The following is a 21,122-nucleotide window of genomic DNA, read 5'->3' on the forward strand; positions in this document are numbered from 1 at the left end:
CGGGTTTGGCTTCTATACTCCCAGCCGAACCCATTTTATGTGTCAGGAGTCGAGTCATGGATGAGTTAGCACGCGTCGAACTGACGCAACCGCGCTTCGAACACGGGCACTTCCTGCTGATTGCAGGGCTTGGTGGAACATTTACCCAACAAACCGTTCATGGCATTCCCGAGCTCTGGGAGAAATTCAATCCGCATCTGGGCCAAATTCCAGGCCAAAAAGGCGAAGTAACTTACGGCGTCTGCTGCAATTTCGACGGCAAGGGCGGCTTCGATTACATCGCAGGGGTCGAGATCAGCAAACTCGACGATTTGCCGGAAACCTATCGCTGGGTTGAAGTGCTGCCCCAGTATTACGCGGTGTTCGAGCACAAGGGGTCGCTGGATACCTTGCCACAGACCTTTCGCTACATCTTTGACACCTGGCTGCCACAGTCCGGACACCAGGCGCTGGACGCCCCGGAATTCGAACGCTACAGCGAAGACTTCAACCCGAACCTGCACACCGGCAAGCTGGAAATCTGGCTGCCGATCAAGGCGTGACACGTGTATCGAGAGGCGGATCCGCCGATTCGTCTCTCGATGTCCCACGGCGGCTGATTTATCATCCCCAGCCTTTCCTACGCCGACTCCGAGCTGCCATGAACACCGTCATCCGCCACGTCACGCCTGCTGACCTGGATCGCTGCTTTGCCATCGAAACCCTTGCCTATGAAGGTGACGAAGCCGCGACCCGCGAGAAGATCGCCACCCGCATCGCCACCTGGCCCGAGGGTTTTATCGTTGCTGAAGTGGACGGGATAGTCGCCGGTTTCATCAACTCCGGTGCGGCGTTCCAGGTGGAAATGTCGGACGAGGCGTTCAAGGAACTGATCGGCCACGACCCGGCCGGGCCGCACGTGGTGATCATGTCGGTGGTGGTGCACCCGGATTATCAGGGGCAGGGCTTGGCCAAGCGCCTGATGGGCGAGTTCATCGAGCGCATGCGCGCGATGGGCAAGGCCAGCATCAACCTGATGTGCAAGGAGCGGCACATTCCGTTGTATGCCGCGTTCGGTTTTGCCTACGTCAAGCCGTCGGCCTCGGACCATGGCGGCATGGCGTGGCATGAGATGGTGCTCGAACTCTGATCCGACGTAGTTCCCCTGTAGGAGCGAGCCTGCTCGCGATTGCGGTACAACATTCAACAGAGATGTCGACTGACGGTCCGCTATCGCGAGCAGGCTCGCTCCTACAGTTGTTTTGTGGTGTTTGTGGCTCCGTTGCTCAAAACACCAATCCCATCCGCCGCTCATAACCGATCCGCCCCTTGTACGCCTCGCCGCTGTCGACAAAGCCAAACCTGGCGTACAGGGCGATGGCAGCCTCGTTGTCGGCATCCACCGACAGCTCCAGCCCCCGGATTTCCGGCCAGGCCAGGCGCGCCGCTTCGGGCAGCGCTTGCAGGCAGGCCTTGCCGTAGCCTTTGCCCTGGGCGCGTTGATCGACTTGCAGGGCATGCAGGGTGGCGCTGTGCTCATCGGCCCAGGCCGGCAATACCGGTGGGCGCTTGAGCAGCAGGAAGGCCACGGGAATATCTTCGGCCAGCAGGGCAAATCCTTTGACTCCCGGGCCGGGCTTGGACAACAAGGTGTGCAAGGCACCGTGGATATCACCGGAAAACCTGATTTGCTGCGGATGCACTTCGATGGCCTCGACCTGTTGGCGCTGCTGCGTATTCAGGCTTTCATAAGGTACGAGTCGGGCTGTCACGGGTGTGTCCTTGTCCAACATGAATAGAGTCTCGGATTCTAGCGATTCCGGCCGTTTGAATTATTTTTATTTCACCTGTCGATTCGCCGGATCGTCAGACGACTAAGGGTGTCTTCACAATAAAATCCACGGAGAATCATCATGAACTCACACACCCAAATCCATAACCTGATCGAGAGCTATCGCCAGGCCGTCATGGCCAAGGACGTGGATAAGGTCATGACCCTGTATGCCGACGACATCGTCTCCTTCGACGCGGTCAAGGCCCTGCAATTCAAGGGCAAGGAGGCATACCGCGCACATTGGCAGGAATGCATGAAAATGTGCCCTGGCCCGCACATCTTCGAGTTCCATGAAGTCACCATCGAACCGTCCCAGGAAATCGCCTTCGCTCACTGGCTTGCCCATTGCGGTGGCACCAACGACAAGGGCGAAACCCAGTCCTGCTGGATGCGCGTCACCGCCTGCTATCGGCAAGAAGCCGGGCTGTGGCAGATCGTCCACGAGCATTGGTCGGCGCCGTTCGACATGACCAGCGGCGCGACGCTGTTCGATCTCAAACCCTGATCGTCGGGAAGCCGAGCCAGAATGCCAATCAGCGACCATAGTTGATCGTTCGATAAGGAGAGCGTGATGAAGTATTTATGCCTGGTCTACAGCGACGAGCACCTGCTGCATTCGCTACCGGAAAGCCCGAAGGACGAAGAGTGCATGGCCTATGCCGAGTCGATCCAGGGCAGTGGCCGGATGGTCGCCGCCGAGGCGCTGGAATCGGTGCAGACCGCCACCACGGTACGCATGCGCAACGGCAAGATGTCGATCACCGACGGCCCGTTCGCCGAAACCAAGGAGCAATTGGCCGGCTTCTACCTGATCGACGCTAGGGACCTCAACGAAGCCATTCAGGTCGCGGGCAACATTCCGGCGGCCCGGGTTGGCAGTGTCGAAGTGCGCCCCGTTCGGCAGTTGAATCCTTAGATGCCAGGGCTGCCGGTTCAGGCGCAGGTCGAGCGGGTCTATCGCGAAGACTCGCGGCGGATTCTCGCGACCCTGATTCGCTTGCTGGGGGACTTCGACCTCGCCGAAGAGGCCTTGCACGAGGCGTTTTTCGTCGCGGTCGAACGCTGGCAGCGTGACGGCGTGCCGGACAATCCGCGGGCCTGGCTGGTGTCCACCGGGCGTTTCAAGGTCATCGATGCCTTGCGTCGGCGCGCGCGTTTTGCCGCGTCGCAGCCCTTGCTGGTCGCGCAACTGGAGGCGCTGGAAGAGGCCGACTGGAGTGATGAAGACGTGGAAGACGATCGCCTGCGGCTGATCTTCACCTGCTGCCACCCGGCCCTGGCGGCGGACGCGCAAGTGCCGCTGACGCTACGGGAAGTCTGCGACCTGACCACCGAAGAAATTGCCCGGGCCTTTCTCTCGGCCCCGGCCACCATCGCCCAGCGCATCGTGCGCGCCAAGGCGAAGATCCGTGATGCGAAAATCCCTTATCAAGTGCCGACGCTGGCTGAGTTGCCTGAGCGTCTGGACAGCGTATTGCGGGTGATTTATCTGGTGTTCAACGAGGGTTATTCGGCGTCCATCGGAGCCGAACTGATCCGCGAGGATTTGACCCGCGAAGCGATTCGTCTTGGCCGGTTGCTGGTGGAGCTGCTGCCGGAGCCGGAAGTCATGGGCTTGCTGGCGCTGATGCTGTTGCACGAGTCGCGACGCCCGGCCAGGACCTCGGCGAGCGGCGAGCTGATTGTGCTGGACGCGCAGGACCGTTCGCTGTGGGACGCCGGTTTGATCCGCGAAGGCTGCACACTGATCGAACGGGCGCTGACCATGGGACGATTCGGACCCTATTGCCTGCAAGCGGCCATCGCGGCGGTGCACGCCGAAGCCCCGACGGCGGGGGAAACCGATTGGCCACAGATTGTCGGCCTGTATGACGTGCTGCTGCGGGCGGTGCCGTCGCCGGTGATCGAGTTGAATCGAGCGGCGGCGATTTCGAAACGGGATGGACCGCTGGCGGGGCTGACGCTGGTTGACGCCATTCTGGAGCGGGGAGAGCTGCTCGACTACCACCTGGCGCATTCGGCGCGGGCGGAATTCTGTCGGCAACTGGGCCGGGTGCAAGAGGCGCGGGCGGCGTGGGAACGGGCGCTGGCGTTGACCCGGCAAGAGCCGGAGCGGCGGTTTATCGAAGAGCGGCTCAGGGCGTTGGAATAATGTGATCTCACTGGCCTCTTCGCGGGCAAGCCCGCTCCTACAGTGATAGGTGGCACACACAAATTTTGTGACCGACACAATGACCTGTAGAAGCGGGCTTGCCCGCGAATGGCCGCGCCGCTATTCCAGCATCTTGCCCAGCAACCAGCTCCCCGCCGGCCCCGGCGGATTGAGCCGCGACCACAACGCATCCACCGACACCGTTTTCGGCCACCCGCGCACCACCAGTTCCTGCAACGTACCAGGTCCGAAGCGCTCGACCAGCCAGCGGGGCAACGGTGCCCAGCCGAATCCGCCCTGGGCCATTTCCAGCAGCATCAGATAACTCGGTGCCGACCAGACGCGGCCTTTTGCCCGGCTTTCATAGGGATTGATGATGGTGGCCAGGCGCAGCTCGCGGTGTTGCTGCAGTACGTCCCGGTCGACTTGGTCCAGCGTTGCCAACGGGTGTGCCGGGGACACGAACAAGGCGATCTCTGTGCGCTCGTCCACCGTCGAGCTGACCAGGTCCGGCGGGTAGCTGTCCTGCATTTCTGCGAAGGCAATCTGCGCCCGGCCGCTTTGCACCAGGGACACCAGGTCATCGCATTCGGCGATCAGGCATTCGAGCTCCAGGTCCGGGTAGCGCTGCTCGAAGGCGCTGAGGGCGGCTTCGAAGCGGTCCGACTGATAGGTATCGGACAGCGCCACCGTCAGCTTCGCTTCCACCCCTTGGGACAGTTGGCTGGCGGTCATTTCCAGGCGACTGGTGGCGGCCAGGATGTCTTCGGCCCGTTGCAGCATGACGTGCCCGGCCGGGGTTAGTCCGGGCTTGCGGCTGCTGCGGTCGAACAGCGTCAGATTCAGGTCGATTTCCAGGCTGGCCACTGCGGCGCTGATGGTCGACTGACTGCGGCCCAGCTTGCGTGCCGCGGCGGAAAACGAGCCTTGGGTCGCCGCTTCGACAAACGCCAGCAACACTTCGTGAGAGGCCATGAACTATCGCCTTGATCGATGGTTATTGGTTATGAAGTATCGGTGTGATGACAGATCATGGCAACCACAGTCACCCAAGGGAGTTCGGCCATGAGCGCCAACAAGTCCATTACTGAACGTATTTTTCAAGCCATCGGTTTCGAACTGCTGGCCATCCTGATCTGTACCCCGTTGCTGGCCTGGATCATGAACAAACCAATGCTGGACATGGGCGCTGTGACCATCGCCATGGCTGCACTGGCCCTGGCCTGGAACGTGGTCTTCAACGGTATGTTCGATCGGGTGCTCAAGCGCCTGGCCATCGCACACAATGCCTGGGTCCGCGTGGTGCATGCGCTGTTGTTCGAAGGCGGTCTGGTCGCCCTCGGCGTGCCATTGATCGCCTGGTGGCTGAATGTCAGCCTGTGGCAAGCGTTCGTGCTGGATATCGGTGTGTTGCTGTTCTTCCTGCCGTACACCTACGTCTACCACTGGATGTATGACGTGGTTCGCGAGCGGATGCTGGTGACCCGTGAGGTTTGCTGAGTCGTGTTTTGTGGCGAGGGGGTGGGTCTGACGCCGGCCCTTGTAGGAGCGAGCTTGCTCGCGATGGCGGCGTGACAGTCAATATCAATGCTGAATGTCAGACCGCTATCGCGAGCAAGCTCGCTCCTACAGGTTTTGTACCAGTTTCCAGGTCTTCGGATCAGACGTGGAAGTAACCCACGCACGAATCGAACGGCAGGCGCTTGAGTTCGATCTTGTTCAGGTCGAGCACTTCACGCAGGGCCTTGGTTTCGCCCGGGAAGTTGCGGTAGGCGACTTCGTCGAGCACCACGATCGCGCCTTTGGGCATGTACGGCAGAAAGGTTTGCAGCGCGACTTTGGTCGACTCGTACAGGTCGGTGTCGAGGATCAGCATGGCCACGACCAGGTCCGGGCGGGTCTTGACCCATTCCGGCACGGTCTGGACGATATCGCCCTTGACCAGCTCGCAGCGCGGAATCCGGTTGACCGGGCGCAACAGGTCGTTGGCGTCGATCATGTCCTGGATCAACGATTGGTCGGTGTCGGCGAACATGGTCTCGTTGACGTCGGCCGGGTCTTCTTTCTTGTCGATGCTCTGGAAGCCTTCGAAGGTGTCGAAGCCCACGATCGAGCGGTTGATCGCGTACGGCTCGAGAATCATCGACAAGTGCATGTAGAGCATCAGCGAGTTGCCCTTGTACACGCCGCACTCAATGATCGCGCCGGGTACTTCGGCGACTTTCTTGAACAGCTCCATGCGCGACAATGCAGCCGTCACGCCGATGCGGTTGGCGAAGACGAACGGCGCGTCGGCCACATATTCGGCATCGACCCGTTTCAGGACATTGGTACGGGTTTCGTTGTACTGGGCCTCGGCGGGCGTGATGCGACGCTTGGTCATTGCGGGATTCCTCGGAAATTCGAAAAGTCGTGGACGTGGAAGTAGTCTTTGAAGCCGGCGCCGACATCCGGGCAGGCGCTGTCGACGTTAATCGCACCGCGCCGATGCTTGAGGTCGTCGAGGTGCATCAGGCGAAAGTCCACGCTGAAGCGGGTGTGTTGCGTGTAATTGGGCACGGTGCCGTGCAGGTGCGAACCCGAGAACACCAGCATCTCGGCGGTGTTGCCGGCGATGCGCAGTTCAGAGGCGCTGTTGATCGCTACGGTGGGCACCGGGTGTTGGCGCGCCTCTTCCTTGACGTTGTCCTTGGCGCGCTGGCGTTGCACGTCGATCCAGTCGGACAGGCTCCACTGCGCCGAGGTGTTTTTCACCGGGGCGTCGAAGTAGGCCGGGTTGATCATCATGGTCTGGTCAGGCTGGATCGTGTAGACCGGCATCCAGGTATTGATCTGGCAGTCGACACCGCCGTACCAGGTATCGCGATGGGGCTTGTAGGCGTAGCTGACGCCGGCGTGCAGGTAGTCGTAGTTGGGCACGACACGGATGCGCGGCACGTCGAAAATGAACTCTTCGGGAGCGGCACCGATTTCTTCGGTGAAGCTGCGGATCAGTTCCTTGGCCCGCAGGCTGTTGGTGAACTGGCCCTTGAGGCGAGTCACCAGCACCACGAACTCTTCCACCGGCATCAGCGTGTGCAGCGCCTGGTGATTGGTCTCGCCATCGAAGGCGGCGGTGATGCTTTCCTGCGCGAAAGCACAAAGGTCTTTGGCCGCGCGCAACTGCGTGTTCAGGAAAATATCGCCCGCATAAATGGCTTCTTTGAAGTCAGCTTTCTGCTGCAGCTGATTGATGTACAGATTCACGGTTCCTCTCCTGAATACATCGAGTCTCTTATGAGTCGGCACCACGCTGACAAACTGGAGGGCTGTCGGAGCTGTGGTGCGTCAATAAAGCGCAAGCCTTTGAGCATGCGAGCAAATGCCGTGCCGCTGGACGAAAAAAACCCGACGGGAAAACCCGCCGGGATGTTTGGCTGCGACTCAGGGCTTTTTACCTGTGGGAGCGGGCTTGCCCCCACATTCAGAACAGTTGGGTGAACAACCAGTACAGGCTACCCGACAGCAGGATCGCCGCCGGCAAGGTCAGCACCCAGGCCATCAGCAAGTTGCGGATGGTCTTCATCTGCAGGCCGCCGCCGTTGGCGACCATGGTCCCGGCCACCCCCGATGACAGCACGTGAGTGGTCGACACCGGCACGCCGAACATGTCGGCGGCGCCGATGGTCAGCATCGCCACAGTTTCTGCCGAGGCGCCTTGGGCGTAGGTCAGGTGGGTCTTGCCGATTTTCTGGCCGACGGTCACCACGATGCGCTTCCAGCCGACCATGGTCCCCAGGCCCAGGGCGATGGCCACGGCGATTTTCACCCACAACGGAATGAAGCGCGTGGAGTTGTCGATCTGTTGCTTGAACAGTTGCAGCTTGCCGCTGGTGTCGGTGTCGAAATTGCCGACTTTGTTCTTGTCCATCAGGCGAATGGTTTCGCTGCTCAAATACATGTCGTTACGCACGTTGCCCACGGCCTCGGCCGGGACTTTCGAGAGCGAGCCATAACCCTTGACCTGGGCACCGATGCTGCCGGTCAGCGCAGCCAGCGCCGGCACCAGTTGCGGGCTCGCTTCCTTGCTGCGCATGTATTCGGACAGCACCGCGCGTGGGTCGGCGGGGGCCGGTTGCGGTGCCGCCTTGACCAGCGCTTGCTGGGTCACTTCGGCGACCGCAGCGAACTGCAAGGCTTGATCGGCCGGCATGGTGCGGTTCAGTGCATATGCCATTGGCAGCGTACCCACCAGAATCAGCATGATCAGGCCCATGCCTTTCTGACCGTCGTTGGAACCGTGGGCAAACGACACACCCGTGCAGGTCACGATCAACAGGCCGCGAATCCACCATGGCGGCGGGGTCTCGCCCTTTGGCTCTTTGTACAGCGCACGATTCTTGACGAACGCGCGCAGCGCCAGCAACAGCAGCGCGGCGCAGCCGAAGCCGACCAGTGGCGAGAGCAGCAGTGCGTAACCGATCTTGGTGGCCTGGGCCCAGTCCACGCCGCTGGTGCCGTCGCGGCCGTGCATCAGGGCGTTGGCCACGCCGACCCCGATGATCGAACCGATCAGGGTGTGCGATGACGACGCCGGCAGGCCCAGCCACCAGGTGCCGAGGTTCCACAAGATGGCGGCGATCAGCAGGGCGAAGATCATCGCGAAGCCGGCCGACGAACCGACTTGCAGGATCAGCTCGACCGGCAGCAGGGCGATGATGCCGAACGCCACCGCGCCGCTGGACAGCAGCACCCCGAGGAAATTGAAAAATCCGGACCAGACCACCGCCACGTTCGGCGGCAGCGAGTGGGTGTAAATCACCGTGGCCACCGCGTTGGCGGTGTCATGGAAGCCGTTGACGAACTCAAAGCCCAGGGCAATCAGCAGCGCCACGCCGAGCAGCAGGAACGGTGTCCAGGTGGTCACCACCGTGCCGAGTTCGTTCATGTCGTGCATCAGGCTATAGGCGGTAAACAACAAGCCGATGGCCAGCACGGCAAAAAACACCACGATGGTGATCAGGCCGGGTTTTTTGTCGAATTGCGGTATGGCGCTACTGGCGGGTGCCGGGGCGGCGGTGAAGGAGGGCGTAGCCATCACGGACATTCCTGAGGAGGGAGGTGTATCAGTGATAATCGTTGCTAATTGTTACAGGGAGACTGCTCTGGGTCAGGGTTTGGGGTTATTGCAGGCCGCGGATCTGAGTTTCCACACATTGCCTGATGCCATGCAAAACCCTGTGGCGAGGGAGCTTGCTCCCGCTGGGTTGCGAAGCGACCCCAAAACCAATCACCGCAGTCATCAGATTTACGGCTGCTTCGCACCCGAGCGGGAGCAAGCTCCCTCGCCACAGTTGTTCAGTGTGTCAGGTTAGGACGGGGGTCAATAATCCTGCTGCTTGCGAAATGCCCAGCGCCCGGCGATCACGGTAAAGGTCGCGACCAGCGCCACGAGGATCCAGAAACCCTGCGGATCACCGGCCAGCGGAATGCCGCCGACGTTCATGCCGAAGAAGCCGGCGATGATGTTGATCGGCAGCGCCAGCACCGTTACCACCGTCAGGGTGAACAGCGTGCGGTTGGTCTGTTCGTTGATGTTGGCGGCGATCTCTTCCTGCAACAGCTTGATCCGCTCACCCAGTGCCGTGAGGTCGTTGATGATCAGCGCAAACTCCTCGGTGGATTTGCGCAGCTCCTTCACGTCTTCCTTTTGCAGCCATTGCGGTGGCCGGTTGAGCAGGCGCAGCAAGGAGCCTGGCTCCAGCGCCAGCAGCCGTTGCAAACGCACCAGCACCCGGCGATTGGCGCCCAGTTCAGCGCGGTTGGTCGACAGCCGCGAAGAGAGCAACTCATCTTCGATCTGATCCACGCTCTGGCTGGTCCTGCGCACGATCTGGGTCAGCACTTCACCCTGGTCGCGCAGCAAATGCACCAGCAACTCCAGAGGGGAGCGAAAGCACTCCCGGGCCTTCACCGACGAGCGCAGTTTGTCCACCGAGTGCAGCGGTTGCAGGCGGGCGCTGATGATCAGCCGGCTGCGGGCGCACACCCACAGCGTCGAGACGTCCGACGAGACCATGTTGCTGAGGTTGAACACCACGTCGTTGACCACCGCCAGCAACGCCGAATCGACATGTTCGATGCGCGTCGAGCGCGAGCCTTCGTGCAACGCTTCGAAAAATTCCTCGGGCAACTCCAGATGGCTTTTCATCCAGCGTTCGCACGCGGCGTGGGCCAGGTTCAGGTGCAGCCAGAGAAATTGCTCGTCGCTTTGCGGTTGTTGCAGGTACTGCAAGGCCTCGGCGGAATTGATTTCCCGACCAGCCTCACCGGGGCGAAAGCTGAAACCGTAAAGCAGGCCGAACAGATCCGTGTCGCGATGACTGTGATCGATGCTGTGGTTCATGAGGGCTCGCAAGGGGAGACGCCTGTCGCAGGTTTCGCAGGTTCACTTGAGCGGCATCATCGCAAGGCAGGATGACGTTCTTGTGACGGAAAAATAACGCAAACGTTTCCACTACCGGCGGTCGGGATTTTCTCAAGAACCGCTCTGGCTTGCCGATCACGCTTGGGTTGAATTGCGCGCCGTAGGCCTCGGCCGTGATCGCAGACAGGGAAGTCCGGACACCTTTCACGCCTTAACGGGGCGTGCCTCATTCCAGTCATGAGTACCCTCCAATGCTTTTGCAAAAGTCCCTGAGAGCACAAATTCTCGCCCTGCTGAGCGGCAGCCTGCTGGCGATGCTGTTGATCGCCCTGGCGTGCTTTCACTTGCTGTCCAGCGGTGTGCAGAGCTACGCCAATCTGATCGAGGGCCCGCTGCATACCTCGCAATTGATCGATGAAGCCAACCTGCAATTCAAGGTGCAGGTGCAGGAGTGGAAAAACGTCCTGTTGCGCGGCAAGCAACCGGCGGACCTGAGCAAGTACTGGGGGCAATTCGAAGACCGTCAGCGCGATGTGCAAAACATCCTCGGCGAGCTGGCCGCGCAGAAGGGCATCGAGCCGCAACTCAAGAGCCGCATCGAGCGCTTGCGTGACGAACATCGCCAGTTGGGCGCGGGCTATCAGAAGGGCCGGGACGCGTTCGTGGCCGCCGGTGGTGACCCGACGGTGGGCGACGCGGCAGTCAAGGGCGTGGACCGCGCGGCCAGCGATCAGATGGGTGAACTGGTCAGCGAGTTGCGCAAGCAGGGCGCCGAACAATCGACGCTGATCAGCGCCGCTGCCGATCGCACGGTGATGCTGGGGATCATGGTAATGCTGGTTTCGAGTTTGCTGATCGGCCTGCTGAGCCTGTGGCTGGTCAACCGTAATCTGGTCGAGCCGATCCGCAAACTGATCGAATACGTGGCGCAGCTCAGCCGGGGGCGTATTGCCGAGCGCGTGGCCAGCAACCGTCAGGACGAGTTGGGCAAACTGGCGATGGCCGCCAACACCCTGCGCGATTTCCTCGCCGAAACTTTCAGCCGTTTGCAGCGCAGTGCGTCGGACCTGGATAGCGCCAGCGGTGAGTTGAACTCGATCGCCACCGTGATGGCCGGCGGTACCAACGAACAGTTCAACCGCACCGATCAGGTGGCCACGGCGATGAACGAAATGTCCGCTACCGCACAGGAAGTGGCCCGTCATGCCGCCGAAGCGGCGCGGGCCGCCGACGATGCCGACCAGTCCGCCCAGCAGGGCGAAAAAGTCATGCAAGGCACCATCCATACCATCACTCAGATGCGCGGCGAAATCGCCAACACCGCTACGGTCATCCGCCAACTGGAAACCGACAGCGGGCGCATCGGCAAGGTTCTGGAGGTGATTCGCGGCATCGCCGAACAGACCAACCTGCTGGCGCTCAACGCGGCCATCGAAGCGGCCCGCGCCGGTGAGGCCGGACGCGGATTCGCGGTGGTGGCCGATGAAGTGCGCAGCCTGGCCCAGCGCACGGCGGCGTCGATCATCGAGATCAACCAGATCATCCAGACCGTGCAGACCGGTGCAATCGAAGCGGCCCAGGCGATTGAAAGCGGTCAGTCGCGCAGCGAACAAAGCGTGCAGCAAGTGACTGAGGCCGGCGCCATGCTCGAACGCATCACCCTGGCCGTGGAAGCCATCCGCGACATGAACCGCCAGATCGCCACTGCCGCCGAAGAGCAGACCTCAGTGGCCGAAGACATCTCGCGCAACCTCACCGAGATCACCAGCATCGCCAGCACCAACCTGGACAACGTGCAGCGCACTGAAGCGGCCAGCAACAACCTGCACGGTTTGTCGGGGCAGTTGAACGAGGTGACGGCGCGCCTGAGCGCTTGAATCCAGAATGCACAAAAGCCGCACGACTTCTCAATCGTGCGGCTTTTGTGCGTTTCGGGATCAGGTGTCCTGTTTGTTCTTCAGGACCTTGCCGTTGGAGGCATCGATGTCCACATCCCACTCGACGTTCTTGGTATCGCGCAGTTCGACTTCGTACTCGTAACCGTTGAAGTAGTTGTCCAGTTCGGTTTTGGTGATCGTTGCGCCCGGGTGCAGATCCAGCGCGATCTTGTTCAGATCTTCCAGCGACTTGATCTTGCCGTCCTTGACCAGTTGCGGGATCTCATCGACCCGTACATCGGCCTGGGCCAGGCCCGCGGCAAAGGTCAGGGTTGCAGCGGTCAACAAAGCAGTCAGGGTCTTCATGGGCTTCTTTCCTTGGGTGATCCGTTCAAGTGAGATCAGGTTAGTGTGTGTAACTTAATCCACCCTTAAAACCCTCTGCATGTCCTGCATCAATCCCTGTGGGAGCGTGGCTTGCCCGCGAGGCGGAGTGTCAGTCAACGTTGATGTCGAAGCTGATGGCCCTTTCGCGAGCAAGCTCGCTCCTACAAGTTTTGTGTAATAGCGCGTCAATAGCCGTTGTTCTTCAACACTTGATCGACGCTCGCCGCCGGGCGTTTATAGAACTTCAACAACTCGCTGGCGCGGTTGGTGAAAATACCGTCAACCCCGGCTTCCATGACTTTCTGGTAATCCACCACATCGTCGATGGTGTACACGTGCACCAGCAGGCCCTGATCGTGGGTGTACTGGTTCATCCACGGTTGCACCAAGTCGGAATAACTCTGGTCGCCACCCTGGGTCAGTGCGGCGGACGGGCCGGTGCCGATGGCGCCCTGGGCCTTGGCGTAGTCGACCCAACGCTGGAATTCGGCTTTGTCCTTCGGTTCCTGTGCGGCGTAGTACGTGGCCTTGTCCTTGGCGCCGGACTCGGCAAATGTCACCTTGGACTTGGGCTCGATACTGCCTTCACCGACCCACAACAGCAGGATCTTCGGCACCTTCGGCATTTCCTTTTGCAGCAGTTCGAGGCTGCTCTTCTCGAAGGTCTGCAGGACCACCTTGCCTTTGCCCTGGCCGACCCCCAGTTCGCTTTTCGCCAGTTTCGAACCGGTCGGGCTCAGCCAGCCACGGTCCTGAAGTTTTTCCTTGAGGTCGTGTTCGATGCCGGGAAACTGCTTGGGCTCCTTGGTCTCGATGTACAGGCCGGGCTTGTGCAGGGAGTTGCCCTCGGCGATGTCGATGATTTCATCGAGGGTCAGAATCTTCAGGCCCGCGAAGGCGGGACGTGCGCGATCCGGGTACGCGGCATTGAACCAACTGCCCGCATCCAGGGTTTTCAGTTCGGCCATGGTGAACGCATTGGCGGGGCTGTCCTTGCGCTCGGGGAATTTGCTGGCAACGTCGGTGGTGCGTTGCAGATTGTTGTCGTGCAGGGCAAACAGCACGCCATCCTTGCTGCGTTGCAGATCCAGTTCCAGGTAGTCGGCGCCCAGGTCGCGGGCCGTCTTGTAGGCAGCGGCGGTGGATTCCGGCGCATCGAACGACGCACCACGGTGGGCGATCACCGCTGGATGCGGAATGCCCAAGCGGGTCGCCAGTGCCTTGGGACCCGGTTCGCTGGCGGCCTGTGCGTGGCCGAGGCTAAGCAGCAGGCTCAGTAACAGGGCGCTTTTGGTAAAGGTTGCGGGCATGGTCGAGATCCTTTCGCGATGAGGGTGCGTCCCTTTTAACAACTGATCATTGCAGGCGCTATCGCGAGACCGACAAAAACCTCTCCAAAGCTGATGTTCGTCAGCGCTTTTGTGCGCCCGGTTGCAGTACGCTGGGGCCCTGCAATTTCCCCGGCAGAGGGAAACGCAGGCCCTGCGTGCCAACCAACGATCACCATTGCGGGGTTTACCATGCGCATCACTTCCCAGCTCATCTGCCAGGCTGCCGACCAACTCAAAGGCTTCGTCGGCCTCAACCGCAAGACCGGCCACTACATCGTGCGTTTCAGCGAAGACTCGTTCGGCATGGACGTGGCGGATGACGGCATTATCCCGACCAGTGAGTTCGTCTGGGCCACTGGTCCCGGGCAAACCATGACGCTCAAGCGCGAATTGATTCAGTTGCTGCTGGACCAGAACATCGATGACCGGATCAACATCACCGAGCCGTTGCGGGTGTACATGAACCGGCGGGACGTGCCGGAGATTTCGGGGGTTCGCAGTCTGGTTCGGGGTTGAGTTTTTGTACTGACTGTTCTGGCCTCTTCGCGGGCAAGCCCCCTCCCACAGGGTGTGTGGGTGTACGCAAGTCATGTACCCGACACAAAACACTGTAGGAGCGGGCTTGCCCGCGAAGACGGCCTCAAGAACACCGCATCATTTACAGACTGAACCCGTAGGCCCGCTCAACCCGGCATACCCGCGTATGACACCGCGCATACCAGGTCGAGCGCCCACGCTCGCGAATCGCACTGTGCTCCGGATGATGCTTCCACGCCAGAATCGCCGCTTCACTGGCCCAGTACGACACCGTAATCCCAAGCCCATCCTCACCCCGCGCCGACTCCACACCAAGAAACCCTGGCTGTTCACGGACCAGTTCCAGCATCCGTGCAGCCGCGTCGGCGTAACCTTGGTCACCCCCGGTGCGCAGTGAGGTGAAGATCACCGCGTAGTAAGACCCAGCTGGCGTATCGGCGATCATGACGAGCGCCCCGCACAGGCTGCGACAAAAGCGCCAACCAACGGTGGCAAGACACCCTTGAGCGCCGCCCGCTCGGGCTGGAACAGGGTCGCGACAAAAAACGGATGACCGCTGAGTTCGACCGCGCGCAGTCCGTGTTCCGAATCGTGGCCGACGGCGTGAAGTTCGTGCTTGAGCAGCTCCCCTTCGAACTGCGGATTCACACCATAACGACAGCGATAGCCTTCACGAATCTCGGCGTTTTCGTACGCCTGGGCAATCAACGAGCCCTCATGTAAATGAATGGTATCAACCGCTTCCATCAGCGCGCACGACAGCGGCGTCAGCAGTGCTCGCGCGGCATCGGGATTTGTCTCGCCGTGTTCGGCATCCGACCAGCCCAGTACGTTGCGCGCATATTCCAGCACCGCATGTTGAAAACCACCGCAGGTGCCGAGGAAAGGTCGCCGTTGTTCGCGGGCAAAGCGAATCGCGAGCAACGCACCGTCCATGCTCCGGTAAGGGGTGGCCGGCACACACCAGAAACCGTCGAATGTGTGCAGCGGTGTCTCGGCGTGGATTTCATCGGTGGCCAGCCATTGCCATTGCAGGTTAAGGCCCGTGCGTTCGGCGACCTTTTCGAGGGCCACGGGAATGGCCTGGTGGGCGGTAACGTGTGGGTCGTAGTCGCCGATCAGGGCGATGCGAATCGAGCGGTTTTCCATGCGGGGCCTCTGCACTTGTTGATTGCTGGTGCCCACTATAGATTGGCGTTCACGCACTCAATATTGGCGTTTTCCCAAGTGATCAATGCAGCGACGCACTATCGACTGGATTACCCGGACCTGAGCCTGATTCTCGCGCTGGTACGCGGCGGCTCTCTGGCCCGGGCTGCGCAACTGCTGAAGGTGGATGTCTCGACGGTGTTTCGAGCGGTGCGCCGGCTGGAGGCTGCACTGGGTCAGCAACTGTTCGAAAAAAGCCGCGCCGGTTACCTGCCCACCACCCTGGCGCAGTCGCTGGCTGAACAGGCCGAGCGCGCCGAGCAGGCGCTGGAGGCGGCGCGCATCGGTGTGGAGCAGGGCGGTGAAGTGATCAGCGGCATCGTGCGCCTGACCTGTACCGATTCGGTCCTGCAAGGTTTGCTGTTGCCGGCGCTGGCGCAGTTCATGCCGAACTATCCGGCGCTGACCCTCGAACTCAGCACGTCCAATGATTTTGCCAACCTCAGCCGTCGGGATGCCGATATCGCCCTGCGCCTGACCCGCACGCCTCCGGAGCATCTGGTAGGACGGCGGCTGGCGGACATTGCCTACCGGGTGTGCGCCAGCGAGCGATACCTGCGATCGGTCAACACCACCGACCTGGCCGCATTGACCTGGATCGCCCCGGATGACTTCCTGCCCGATCACCCGACCGTTATCTGGCGTCGCCAAGCCTTGCCGGGCGTAACGCCGGGCTATCGCTGCAACAGCATGCTGTCGGTGACCGAACTGGTCAGGGTGGGGCTGGGTATAGCGGCACTGCCGGACTTTTTGATCGGCGATGGATTACAGCCGCTGAGCGAACCGTTGCACGGATACGACACCGCACTGTGGCTGCTGACCCGTCCCGACTGCCGCGCCTTGCGCTCGGTGGTCACCTTGTTCGATGAGTTGGGGCGGGCGCTGAAACTGCCGTGAAACCGTTCAGGTTCTTGGCTCATCCTTGCGCACCAGGTGCTGATGCATTTCCGTGGTCAGGCTATCGATGCGCTCGGTGAGAGCCTTGGTCATCTCCGTGAGGCGAGTGTTCTGCTCAAGCAGCTCCAGCAGTTGCGCGGAGTTTTTCGCGGCCTCTGCCTGTCGCTCACTGTTGGCGGTCGCCAGTGCTTCGCGGTGCTGCGCATCGGCATCGGATTTGGCTTTGTCCCGCGCGGCCTGACGCGTCTGGGCCAACAGAATCAATGGCGCGGCATAGGCCGATTGCAGGCTGAATGCCAGGTTGAGCAGGATGAACGGGTACGCATCGAAGTGGGTGAACCCGGACAGGTTAAGGCACACCCAGATGACCACGATCAGCGTTTGTGCGCCGAGAAAAGTCGGTGTACCGAAGAACCGCGCAAAGGCTTCGGCGCGCAGGGCAAACTTGTCATTGCCAAAGGTCGGCGCGAGGTGGGCATGAGGACGATGGAAACGCAGGTGATCGACGTGGGCGGCGGTTTCGTGGTTGGTGGTCATGATGCTCTCTGTATGGCGCTGGGACTGAGGCTCACTATAGCCTCAGCGCCGGTTTCATTCTGAAACACATGCGCCGTTCAACTCAGAGCCATCTAAGGTTCGACGGCGCCGTCGACATTGTCATTTATTGCACCTGATAGCAGGCCAGAAACATATCCAGCGCGGACTCGGCCACCCGGTGCTGTTCTTCGGCTGACAAGCCGGGTTGCCCCATGGAAATCTGTGGCCAGAATGCAAAGGACTTGAGCAGGCCATGGACCTGTTGAGCGGCGAATTCGGGAGCCACGACCTTCAATCGGCCATCCGCTTGAGCCGCCCGAATCCACACCGTCAGCCCCTCTTCGCGTTCACCCATTCGGGCCACCATGTCCTGTGCTCGCTCCGGGGAGTGAATCGTCGCCGCGATTGCCACCCGCGCCAGGTCGAGAAAATTGTCATCGCCCAACATTTGCAGCTTGGCCATCAGCAACACGCGGAGTTGATCGCGCAGCGGCAGATCGGAACGGTAGGCCGTTTCCTGTTCCGCCGTCACCCGGATCCATAGCTGATTGAGGATCTCGGCGAACAATTCTTCCTTGCTGGGGAAGTGGTTGTACACCGTGCGCTTCGACACGCCGGCAGTGGCAGCAATCTTGTCCATGCTGGTGATCTCGAAACCGTTGTCACGGAATTCGTTGATCGCGGCTTGAATGATCGCCTGGCGTTTTCGGTCAGTGAGGCGCTGTGGAGCTGTCATAAGTACGCTTCGGCAGGAAGAAGGGAGGAATTACACTCAGCAGTTTACTTGTCATCGACTTTGATGCAACCTAGAAACTACACTGTGCAGTGTAATGTTTTGTTAACCCTGCCCAGCAAAAATAGAAAGTCCGGCTGATGCGTGCGTGCCTTGGCCATTTATCGTCCCAAAGCGGAAATCGCGTCATGCGCGGTTTTTCTGGAGTCATTCAGTCATGGCCAATTCAACCTTCCCGGCGGACAACGCCTCCACACCTGAAGCGTCCCGACAGGCTCAAGGGCAGTATCAAAACTTCACGCCGGTGCAACGTTTAAGCTTTGGCAAAACCATGGGCATCCTGTGGAACGCGCTGTTCCACAAACCGCAAAACACCCGCCCAAGCGCGCCCGTCCCGGTGCAAGCCCTGACTCAAGCCGCGCTGATCGCAGCACCCAACCACAGCGTCTATCGCCTGGGCCACTCCACGGTGCTGCTCAAGTTGCGCGACAAGTTCTGGATCACCGACCCGGTCTTCGCCGAGCGCGCCTCGCCCGTGCAATGGGCCGGCCCCAAGCGTTTTCACCAGCCACCGATCAGCCTGGAAGAATTGCCACCGATCGAAGCGGTGATCCTGTCCCACGACCACTACGACCACCTGGATCATGCGGCCGTGCTCAAACTCGCGGACAAGACCAAGCACTTCCTTACCCCGCTGGGCGTAGGCGACACCCTGATCAAATGGGGCATCGACGCCAGCAAAGTCCGCCAACTGGATTGGTGGCAAGGCACGGAAGTCGATGGCATCCAGTTCATCGCCACCCCATCGCAGCACTTTTCCGGCCGTGGCCTGTTCGACAGCAACAGCACCCTCTGGGCCTCGTGGGTGATGATCGATGGCGACACACGTATCTTCTTCAGCGGTGACAGCGGCTACTTCGACGGCTTCAAACGTATCGGCGAACAGTACGGCCCATTCGACCTGACCCTGATGGAAACCGGTGCCTACAACGTCGACTGGCCGCACGTGCACATGCAACCCGAACAAACCCTGCAAGCCCACCTCGACCTCAAGGGCCGCTGGCTACTGCCCATCCACAACGGCACGTTCGACCTGTCGATGCACGCCTGGTACGAACCCTTCGACCGCATCCTGGCCCTGGCCTGGGAACGCAACGTGTCGATCACCACACCGCAGATGGGCGAGGCGTTCAACTTGATGCATCCGCAGCGTGGTGGGGCGTGGTGGCTGGCGGTGGAAGGGGAGAGTGAGCGGGTGGTGCAGAACGCGTGAAGTTGTGATCCCGGCCGGTCTTCAGACCGGCTTGGGAGCTCAACTGAATCAGTTAGCCACGCTCGTTCTTTAACTGCTCAAGGAACCCCGAGATCTTTGCCACGCTCAGGTCGCGAAACTTCCCTCGAAGTATTTCGTTTAGTTCTTCGACAGATAATCCGAGCTTCTGCGCAGCATCCGTCTTACTCAGCCGGCCGCTTTCCAGCAGAAGGCTAATCTTCATAACGCATTCAGATTTGGCTCGCATATCACCAGCATCGGGAGTGCCCAGTGCCTGATAAACGCAGCTATCGCCATCGTCGATTTCATTCATCTGTTGACCCTCACTCCACCATCGCAAAATCTGCCCGCCCAACCGGATTCGGCGTCGACCCCTTCACATTCATCCCCCGACCCGGCGCAAACCCCGGGAAGAACACCAACCCTTCGGCTTCAAGCCGATAGGCCAACGCCAGGCGCGTGACATCCCGCACCTCCTGTCGCGCCTCGAAACGTTGAATGGCCTCCACCGAGACGCTGGACTCCCGCGACAGCTCTTGCACACTCCAGCCCAGCATCGCTCGGGCCTGGGCGCAGTGGGCCGGGGTGAATTGGAAGAGGGCGATACGTTCCAGGGTGATTTTCATCGCTTGAGAGGCCATGGTGTTCTCCGGGCTCGAGAGTGTTGGTCAAAATATACTGTGTTTTTGTACAGTTGTTTTGAGCCCGGATCAAACGCATTTTTTGATTTTTCTTTTCAGGCAGACGAACGGCGCTGTGCTTATTTGCCCGCCAACCCCGGCGCTTCCCGCACGATAAAGTGATCCAGATTCTCGATGTTGGCGCTGAACACCCCGAACGTCTGCTCGGGGTTTTTCTTGCTCGGCACCTGTTTCAGCTCAGGCGTCACCCCATAAAAGAAGCAGTACAACTCCCGCCCGCTCTCGATGGCGTGCTTGATCTCCTCCAGGAACGCCTTGCGCTTGCGGTAGCTGTCGATCAGTTTCTTGCTCAGGTAGACATTGACCGAGTACGGCTTCTTCTCGAACCAGACCTTCTTCTCGAAGTCGATGCGAAAGCTCTGGGTGTAGTCCTTGATCTCCTTGACCTTGCCCCAGTAAATCAGCCCCTTGTTGTCCTGCAGGTATTCGATCTTCTTGAAAAACGACGCGTAAGGCGCGGTGTGCTCGCCAATCTTCAGCGGCACGCGCTTGAGCAAATCCTTGTCGTCGAAGTTCGACACGAAACACTCCACCGGATGGGCGAAAACGCTGGTCTTGTCCGGGGCCGATTCCTTGCTTGGCTGCTCGACGTTGCTGGTCACCTTAGGTGCCATCGGCTCATCTCGAGCCCCATCCGCAATCACCACCGGGATGGACGGCTTACGCACATACTCTCGCTGAGTCAGTAACAATTCCGACGGGAAATGTTCCTCGCGACTGTCATCCGTTTCCACCTCATCCGCACCCGACGCCGGCGTCTTCAAGCTGACATAAGGGCAACCTTCGACATGCCGCGTACTTGGCAAGTTCTTGAAGTGCGGCGTGCGCACGTAATTCACATTCTTCGCGTTGAACGTGCCCAGCTCATTGGCCGTATCGAACGCCAGGCGACAGGCATCGTTGGGGCACTGGAAGTGTTCCCTGGCGGAGTCGAACTCCATCGTCTCGTCGAAATTCAGGTCCCGAACGTCGTAGATCGACAACTTGTCGTTGAGGCTGAGGCAGTAGGCGAGGTCGAATTTCATGTCGGCTTCCAGGTCCTTTAGGTGACCAGCTTCCAGTGATGGCGCATTCGAAGCAATAGCTACACTGAGATCACTTCGATATCGCCGAGTCTGCACAGTCCATCAACGAGGGAATGCTGACTGTAGGAGCGAGCTTGCTCGCGATGGTCGTTAACGATGCTGCGTGTTTACTGATTAAACGCGGCGCTCTTGAGTCCATCGTCGGAACGCCGCCCGGAGCAAGCTCGCTCCTACAGACAGAATT

General features: G+C 60.2%; 25 protein-coding genes. 10 read left to right on the plus strand and 15 right to left on the minus strand.

Going from position 1 to position 21,122, the window contains the following annotated elements:
* Positions 1-56: 56 nt before the first annotated feature.
* Complete coding sequence (locus KW849_RS02025) at positions 57-542, plus strand: GyrI-like domain-containing protein (protein ID WP_218427186.1); 486 nt, start codon at positions 57-59, stop codon at positions 540-542.
* A 98-nt stretch (positions 543-640) separates the two neighbouring features.
* Positions 641-1,129, plus strand: coding sequence for a GNAT family N-acetyltransferase (locus KW849_RS02030; protein ID WP_218427188.1), 489 nt, complete (start codon positions 641-643; stop codon positions 1,127-1,129).
* Positions 1,130-1,265: 136 nt separating this feature from the next.
* On the opposite strand, the gene KW849_RS02035 is transcribed toward KW849_RS02030, so the two are convergent.
* Positions 1,266-1,751, minus strand: coding sequence for an N-acetyltransferase (locus KW849_RS02035; RefSeq protein ID WP_108215470.1), 486 nt, complete (start codon positions 1,749-1,751; stop codon positions 1,266-1,268).
* Positions 1,752-1,892: 141 nt separating this feature from the next.
* Here KW849_RS02035 and KW849_RS02040 point away from each other — a divergent pair, with 141 nt between their 5' ends.
* The 3 genes from KW849_RS02040 (at position 1,893) to KW849_RS02050 (ending at position 3,965) form a co-directional block, all read left to right on the plus strand.
* Positions 1,893-2,318 carry a nuclear transport factor 2 family protein gene (locus KW849_RS02040; RefSeq protein ID WP_218427190.1) on the plus strand — a complete coding sequence of 142 codons (426 nt, stop codon included), beginning with the start codon at positions 1,893-1,895 and terminating at the stop codon, positions 2,316-2,318.
* Positions 2,319-2,384: 66 nt separating this feature from the next.
* The gene (locus tag KW849_RS02045) at positions 2,385-2,729 is read left to right on the plus strand and encodes a YciI family protein (RefSeq protein WP_046042284.1); all 345 of its coding nucleotides are present in this window, start codon (positions 2,385-2,387) and stop codon (positions 2,727-2,729) included.
* A complete protein-coding gene (locus KW849_RS02050; protein ID WP_218427193.1) occupies positions 2,730-3,965 on the plus strand; it encodes an RNA polymerase sigma factor in 1,236 nt (411 codons plus the stop codon).
* A 120-nt stretch (positions 3,966-4,085) separates the two neighbouring features.
* On the opposite strand, the gene KW849_RS02055 is transcribed toward KW849_RS02050, so the two are convergent.
* The gene (locus KW849_RS02055; RefSeq protein ID WP_218427195.1) at positions 4,086-4,940 is read right to left on the minus strand and encodes a LysR family transcriptional regulator; all 855 of its coding nucleotides are present in this window, start codon (positions 4,938-4,940) and stop codon (positions 4,086-4,088) included.
* Between the two features lie 90 nt (positions 4,941-5,030).
* On the opposite strand from KW849_RS02055, the gene KW849_RS02060 reads away from it, so the two are divergent.
* A complete protein-coding gene (locus tag KW849_RS02060; RefSeq protein ID WP_218427197.1) occupies positions 5,031-5,465 on the plus strand; it encodes a multidrug/biocide efflux PACE transporter in 435 nt (144 codons plus the stop codon).
* Between the two features lie 160 nt (positions 5,466-5,625).
* Here KW849_RS02060 and KW849_RS02065 read toward each other — a convergent pair whose 3' ends face one another.
* The 4 genes from KW849_RS02065 to KW849_RS02080 form a co-directional block, all read right to left on the minus strand.
* Positions 5,626-6,348, minus strand: a complete 723-nt coding sequence (locus KW849_RS02065) for a TylF/MycF/NovP-related O-methyltransferase (protein ID WP_218427199.1) — start codon at positions 6,346-6,348, stop codon at positions 5,626-5,628.
* Entirely contained in the window at positions 6,345-7,211 is an 867-nt protein-coding gene (locus KW849_RS02070; protein ID WP_218427201.1) for a hypothetical protein, read from the minus strand. The genes KW849_RS02065 and KW849_RS02070 overlap by 4 nt, the downstream gene beginning before the upstream one ends.
* Before the next feature lie 217 nt (positions 7,212-7,428).
* Positions 7,429-9,042, minus strand: a complete 1,614-nt coding sequence (locus KW849_RS02075) for an inorganic phosphate transporter (protein ID WP_218427203.1) — start codon at positions 9,040-9,042, stop codon at positions 7,429-7,431.
* 285 nt (positions 9,043-9,327) lie between these two features.
* Positions 9,328-10,350, minus strand: coding sequence for a transporter (locus KW849_RS02080; RefSeq protein WP_218427205.1), 1,023 nt, complete (start codon positions 10,348-10,350; stop codon positions 9,328-9,330).
* A gap of 272 nt (positions 10,351-10,622) precedes the next feature.
* On the opposite strand from KW849_RS02080, the gene KW849_RS02085 reads away from it, so the two are divergent.
* Positions 10,623-12,248, plus strand: a complete 1,626-nt coding sequence (locus KW849_RS02085) for a methyl-accepting chemotaxis protein (RefSeq protein ID WP_218427207.1) — start codon at positions 10,623-10,625, stop codon at positions 12,246-12,248.
* A 60-nt stretch (positions 12,249-12,308) separates the two neighbouring features.
* On the opposite strand, the gene KW849_RS02090 is transcribed toward KW849_RS02085, so the two are convergent.
* Together KW849_RS02090 and KW849_RS02095 are read right to left on the minus strand one after the other, a co-directional pair.
* Positions 12,309-12,614: a PepSY domain-containing protein gene (locus tag KW849_RS02090; RefSeq protein WP_218427209.1), complete on the minus strand. Its 306-nt coding sequence runs from the start codon at positions 12,612-12,614 to the stop codon at positions 12,309-12,311.
* 206 nt (positions 12,615-12,820) lie between these two features.
* Positions 12,821-13,945: a glycerophosphodiester phosphodiesterase gene (locus KW849_RS02095; protein ID WP_218427211.1), complete on the minus strand. Its 1,125-nt coding sequence runs from the start codon at positions 13,943-13,945 to the stop codon at positions 12,821-12,823.
* Between the two features lie 210 nt (positions 13,946-14,155).
* On the opposite strand from KW849_RS02095, the gene KW849_RS02100 reads away from it, so the two are divergent.
* Entirely contained in the window at positions 14,156-14,482 is a 327-nt protein-coding gene (locus tag KW849_RS02100; RefSeq protein ID WP_218427213.1) for a DUF2025 family protein, read from the plus strand.
* A 142-nt stretch (positions 14,483-14,624) separates the two neighbouring features.
* Here the strand turns inward: KW849_RS02100 and KW849_RS02105 are convergent, their stop codons facing one another.
* Both KW849_RS02105 and KW849_RS02110 read right to left on the minus strand, forming a co-directional pair.
* Positions 14,625-14,948 (minus strand): antibiotic biosynthesis monooxygenase, encoded by a 324-nt coding sequence (locus KW849_RS02105; protein WP_218427215.1) that lies wholly within the window; start codon positions 14,946-14,948, stop codon positions 14,625-14,627.
* Entirely contained in the window at positions 14,945-15,652 is a 708-nt protein-coding gene (locus KW849_RS02110) for a CTP synthase (RefSeq protein WP_218427217.1), read from the minus strand. Before KW849_RS02110 ends, KW849_RS02105 begins: the two co-directional genes overlap by 4 nt.
* 15 nt (positions 15,653-15,667) lie before the next feature.
* Between KW849_RS02110 and KW849_RS02115 the strand changes: the two genes are divergently transcribed.
* Positions 15,668-16,609: a LysR family transcriptional regulator gene (locus tag KW849_RS02115; protein WP_218427219.1), complete on the plus strand. Its 942-nt coding sequence runs from the start codon at positions 15,668-15,670 to the stop codon at positions 16,607-16,609.
* 6 nt (positions 16,610-16,615) lie between these two features.
* Here KW849_RS02115 and KW849_RS02120 read toward each other — a convergent pair whose 3' ends face one another.
* Together KW849_RS02120 and KW849_RS02125 are read right to left on the minus strand one after the other, a co-directional pair.
* Positions 16,616-17,146, minus strand: coding sequence for a DUF1003 domain-containing protein (locus KW849_RS02120; protein ID WP_218427221.1), 531 nt, complete (start codon positions 17,144-17,146; stop codon positions 16,616-16,618).
* A gap of 124 nt (positions 17,147-17,270) precedes the next feature.
* Positions 17,271-17,882: a TetR/AcrR family transcriptional regulator gene (locus tag KW849_RS02125; protein ID WP_108215179.1), complete on the minus strand. Its 612-nt coding sequence runs from the start codon at positions 17,880-17,882 to the stop codon at positions 17,271-17,273.
* Between the two features lie 214 nt (positions 17,883-18,096).
* Here KW849_RS02125 and KW849_RS02130 point away from each other — a divergent pair, with 214 nt between their 5' ends.
* Positions 18,097-19,152, plus strand: a complete 1,056-nt coding sequence (locus KW849_RS02130) for an MBL fold metallo-hydrolase (RefSeq protein ID WP_218427223.1) — start codon at positions 18,097-18,099, stop codon at positions 19,150-19,152.
* Between the two features lie 52 nt (positions 19,153-19,204).
* On the opposite strand, the gene KW849_RS02135 is transcribed toward KW849_RS02130, so the two are convergent.
* The 3 genes from KW849_RS02135 to KW849_RS02145 form a co-directional block, all read right to left on the minus strand.
* Entirely contained in the window at positions 19,205-19,465 is a 261-nt protein-coding gene (locus KW849_RS02135; RefSeq protein ID WP_218427226.1) for an XRE family transcriptional regulator, read from the minus strand.
* 10 nt (positions 19,466-19,475) lie between these two features.
* Positions 19,476-19,793, minus strand: a complete 318-nt coding sequence (locus tag KW849_RS02140; RefSeq protein ID WP_108215182.1) for a hypothetical protein — start codon at positions 19,791-19,793, stop codon at positions 19,476-19,478.
* 119 nt (positions 19,794-19,912) lie between these two features.
* Positions 19,913-20,878: a hypothetical protein gene (locus tag KW849_RS02145; protein ID WP_218427229.1), complete on the minus strand. Its 966-nt coding sequence runs from the start codon at positions 20,876-20,878 to the stop codon at positions 19,913-19,915.
* Positions 20,879-21,122: the final 244 nt, after the last annotated feature.

The organism is Pseudomonas sp. PDM26, assembly GCF_019219185.1.
Classification (GTDB): domain Bacteria; phylum Pseudomonadota; class Gammaproteobacteria; order Pseudomonadales; family Pseudomonadaceae; genus Aquipseudomonas.

Coding starts and splice junctions, on each gene's coding strand:
- KW849_RS02025 (WP_218427186.1), top strand. CDS start 57: ATGGATGAGTTAGCACGCGTCGAACTGACGCAACCGCGCTTCGAACAC.
- KW849_RS02030 (WP_218427188.1), top strand. CDS start 641: ATGAACACCGTCATCCGCCACGTCACGCCTGCTGACCTGGATCGCTGC.
- KW849_RS02040 (WP_218427190.1), top strand. CDS start 1,893: ATGAACTCACACACCCAAATCCATAACCTGATCGAGAGCTATCGCCAG.
- KW849_RS02045 (WP_046042284.1), top strand. CDS start 2,385: ATGAAGTATTTATGCCTGGTCTACAGCGACGAGCACCTGCTGCATTCG.
- KW849_RS02050 (WP_218427193.1), top strand. CDS start 2,730: ATGCCAGGGCTGCCGGTTCAGGCGCAGGTCGAGCGGGTCTATCGCGAA.
- KW849_RS02055 (WP_218427195.1), bottom strand. CDS start 4,940: ATGGCCTCTCACGAAGTGTTGCTGGCGTTTGTCGAAGCGGCGACCCAA.
- KW849_RS02060 (WP_218427197.1), top strand. CDS start 5,031: ATGAGCGCCAACAAGTCCATTACTGAACGTATTTTTCAAGCCATCGGT.
- KW849_RS02065 (WP_218427199.1), bottom strand. CDS start 6,348: ATGACCAAGCGTCGCATCACGCCCGCCGAGGCCCAGTACAACGAAACC.
- KW849_RS02075 (WP_218427203.1), bottom strand. CDS start 9,042: ATGGCTACGCCCTCCTTCACCGCCGCCCCGGCACCCGCCAGTAGCGCC.
- KW849_RS02080 (WP_218427205.1), bottom strand. CDS start 10,350: ATGAACCACAGCATCGATCACAGTCATCGCGACACGGATCTGTTCGGC.
- KW849_RS02085 (WP_218427207.1), top strand. CDS start 10,623: ATGCTTTTGCAAAAGTCCCTGAGAGCACAAATTCTCGCCCTGCTGAGC.
- KW849_RS02090 (WP_218427209.1), bottom strand. CDS start 12,614: ATGAAGACCCTGACTGCTTTGTTGACCGCTGCAACCCTGACCTTTGCC.
- KW849_RS02095 (WP_218427211.1), bottom strand. CDS start 13,945: ATGCCCGCAACCTTTACCAAAAGCGCCCTGTTACTGAGCCTGCTGCTT.
- KW849_RS02100 (WP_218427213.1), top strand. CDS start 14,156: ATGCGCATCACTTCCCAGCTCATCTGCCAGGCTGCCGACCAACTCAAA.
- KW849_RS02105 (WP_218427215.1), bottom strand. CDS start 14,948: ATGATCGCCGATACGCCAGCTGGGTCTTACTACGCGGTGATCTTCACC.
- KW849_RS02110 (WP_218427217.1), bottom strand. CDS start 15,652: ATGGAAAACCGCTCGATTCGCATCGCCCTGATCGGCGACTACGACCCA.
- KW849_RS02120 (WP_218427221.1), bottom strand. CDS start 17,146: ATGACCACCAACCACGAAACCGCCGCCCACGTCGATCACCTGCGTTTC.
- KW849_RS02125 (WP_108215179.1), bottom strand. CDS start 17,882: ATGACAGCTCCACAGCGCCTCACTGACCGAAAACGCCAGGCGATCATT.
- KW849_RS02130 (WP_218427223.1), top strand. CDS start 18,097: ATGGCCAATTCAACCTTCCCGGCGGACAACGCCTCCACACCTGAAGCG.
- KW849_RS02135 (WP_218427226.1), bottom strand. CDS start 19,465: ATGAATGAAATCGACGATGGCGATAGCTGCGTTTATCAGGCACTGGGC.
- KW849_RS02140 (WP_108215182.1), bottom strand. CDS start 19,793: ATGGCCTCTCAAGCGATGAAAATCACCCTGGAACGTATCGCCCTCTTC.
- KW849_RS02145 (WP_218427229.1), bottom strand. CDS start 20,878: ATGAAATTCGACCTCGCCTACTGCCTCAGCCTCAACGACAAGTTGTCG.